Below are 2,970 nucleotides of genomic sequence, written 5' to 3' on the forward strand. Positions count from 1 at the left end.
CCAAAGTAGTGGCGAGCGAAATGGGATCAGCCTGTACTCTTTATCTTCGTTGTTAGCCAAACGCTCTGGAAAGTGCGGCCATAGTGGGTGATAGCCCCGTAGGCGAAAACAGCGAGGAAGAACTGGGTGTACGACAAGTAGGGCGGGACACGTGAAATCCTGTCTGAAGATGGGGGGACCATCCTCCAAGGCTAAATACTCGTGATCGACCGATAGTGAACCAGTACCGTGAGGGAAAGGCGAAAAGAACCCCGGGAGGGGAGTGAAACAGATCCTGAAACCGCATGCATACAAACAGTCGGAGCCTCGCAAGGGGTGACGGCGTACCTTTTGTATAATGGGTCAGCGACTTACATTCAGTGGCAAGCTTAACCGAATAGGGCAGGCGTAGCGAAAGCGAGTCCGAACAGGGCGTTCAGTCGCTGGGTGTAGACCCGAAACCAGGTGATCTATCCATGGCCAGGTTGAAGGCACGGTAACACGTGCTGGAGGACCGAACCCACTAACGTTGAAAAGTTAGGGGATGAGCTGTGGATAGGGGTGAAAGGCTAAACAAACCTGGAAATAGCTGGTTCTCTCCGAAAACTATTTAGGTAGTGCCTCGTGTATCACCTTCGGGGGTAGAGCACTGTCATGGTTGATGGGTCCATTGCGGATTACGTCGCCATAGCAAACTCCGAATACCGAAGAGTGCAATCACGGGAGACAGACATCGGGTGCTAACGTCCGGTGTCAAGAGGGAAACAACCCAGACCGCCAGCTAAGGTCCCCAAATATGGCTAAGTGGGAAACGAAGTGGGAAGGCTAAAACAGTCAGGAGGTTGGCTTAGAAGCAGCCACCCTTTAAAGAAAGCGTAATAGCTCACTGATCGAGTCGTCCTGCGCGGAAGATGTAACGGGGCTAAGCCATATACCGAAGCTGCGGATGCACATTTATGTGCATGGTAGGAGAGCGTTCCGTAAGCCTGCGAAGGTGCACTGGAAAGTGTGCTGGAGGTATCGGAAGTGCGAATGCTGACATGAGTAGCGATAAAGGGGGTGAAAGGCCCCCTCGCCGTAAGCCCAAGGTTTCCTACGCAACGTTCATCGGCGTAGGGTGAGTCGGCCCCTAAGGCGAGGCAGAAATGCGTAGCTGATGGGAAACAGGTCAATATTCCTGTACCAGTGTGAAATGCGATGGGGGGACGGATCGCGGAAGGTTGTCCGGGTGTTGGAAGTCCCGGTCGCTGCATCGAAGAGGGTAGCCTGGCAAATCCGGCTACAGGACTCAAGGGTGTGGCGCGAGCGGCCCTGGGCTGCGAAGCAATCGGAAGGGGTTCCAGGAAAAGCCTCTAAGCTTCAGTTTCACACTGACCGTACCGCAAACCGACACAGGTGGGCGAGATGAGTATTCTAAGGCGCTTGAGAGAACTCGGGAGAAGGAACTCGGCAAATTGGTACCGTAACTTCGGGATAAGGTACGCCCTGGTAGCTTGAGAGGCCTGCGCCTCGAGGGTGAAGGGGTTGCAATAAACTGGTGGCTGCGACTGTTTAATAAAAACACAGCACTCTGCAAACACGAAAGTGGACGTATAGGGTGTGACGCCTGCCCGGTGCCGGAAGATTAAATGATGGGGTGCAAGCTCTTGATTGAAGTCCCGGTAAACGGCGGCCGTAACTATAACGGTCCTAAGGTAGCGAAATTCCTTGTCGGGTAAGTTCCGACCTGCACGAATGGCGTAACGATGGCCACACTGTCTCCTCCCGAGACTCAGCGAAGTTGAAGTGTTTGTGATGATGCAATCTCCCCGCGGCTAGACGGAAAGACCCCATGAACCTTTACTGTAGCTTTGCATTGGACTTTGAACCGGTTTGTGTAGGATAGGTGGGAGGCTGTGAAGTGTGGACGCCAGTCTGCATGGAGCCGTCCTTGAAATACCACCCTGATCTGTTTGAGGTTCTAACCTTGGTCCGTGATCCGGATCGGGGACAGTGCATGGTAGGCAGTTTGACTGGGGCGGTCTCCTCCCAAAGGGTAACGGAGGAGTACGAAGGTACGCTAGGTACGGTCGGAAATCGTGCTGATAGTGCAATGGCATAAGCGTGCTTGACTGTGAGACCCACAAGTCGAACAGGTGCGAAAGCAGGTCATAGTGATCCGGTGGTTCTGTATGGAAGGGCCATCGCTCAACGGATAAAAGGTACTCTGGGGATAACAGGCTGATACCGCCCAAGAGTTCATATCGACGGCGGTGTTTGGCACCTCGATGTCGGCTCATCTCATCCTGGGGCTGTAGCCGGTCCCAAGGGTATGGCTGTTCGCCATTTAAAGAGGTACGTGAGCTGGGTTTAAAACGTCGTGAGACAGTTTGGTCCCTATCTGCCGTGGGCGCTGGAAGTTTGAGGGGGCCTGCTCCTAGTACGAGAGGACCGGAGTGGACGAACCTCTGGTGTACCGGTTGTCACGCCAGTGGCATCGCCGGGTAGCTATGTTCGGAAGAGATAACCGCTGAAAGCATCTAAGCGGGAAACTCGCCCCAAGATGAGACTTCCCCGGAGCTTCGAGCTCCTTGAAGGGTCGTTCGAGACCAGGACGTTGATAGGTCAGGTGTGCACGTGCAGTAATGCACTGAGCTAACTGATACTAATTGCCCGTAAGGCTTGATCCTATAACCGGTGTGTTTCGGCCAGTGTTGGCGCTTTGGCGCTGACTCAGGGCCCCCGCAGGGGGCAACACACTCGGGTTGAGAGATCGATGTTGTGCCGGAAACAACACAGCCCCGATTCAGCAGGAAACCTCTTTACGCTTCTTCCCGATTGGCTGTGGCGCGCAGGTGAACCAGCACCCGCCGCGACGCAGCAACCCGTCATGCCTGATGACCATAGCGAGTCGGTCCCACCCCTTCCCATCCCGAACAGGACCGTGAAACGACTCCACGCCGATGATAGTGCGGATTGCCCGTGTGAAAGTAGGTAATCGTCAGGCTCCCC

2 rRNA genes (1 of these 2 running past the window's edge) are annotated in these 2,970 nt (G+C 54.6%); both read left to right on the forward strand.

Features of this window, described 5'->3' with window-relative positions:
- Positions 1 to 2,648: ribosomal RNA gene (locus BHE01S_RS35685) — 23S ribosomal RNA — on the forward strand (it extends 233 nt beyond the left edge of the window).
- Between the two features lie 203 nt (positions 2,649 to 2,851).
- Positions 2,852 to 2,965 (forward strand): 5S ribosomal RNA (rrf, locus tag BHE01S_RS35690).
- The last annotated feature ends 5 nt before the right edge of the window (positions 2,966 to 2,970 follow it).

It is taken from the genome of Paraburkholderia heleia NBRC 101817 (genome assembly GCF_000739775.1).
GTDB lineage: Bacteria > Pseudomonadota > Gammaproteobacteria > Burkholderiales > Burkholderiaceae > Paraburkholderia > Paraburkholderia heleia.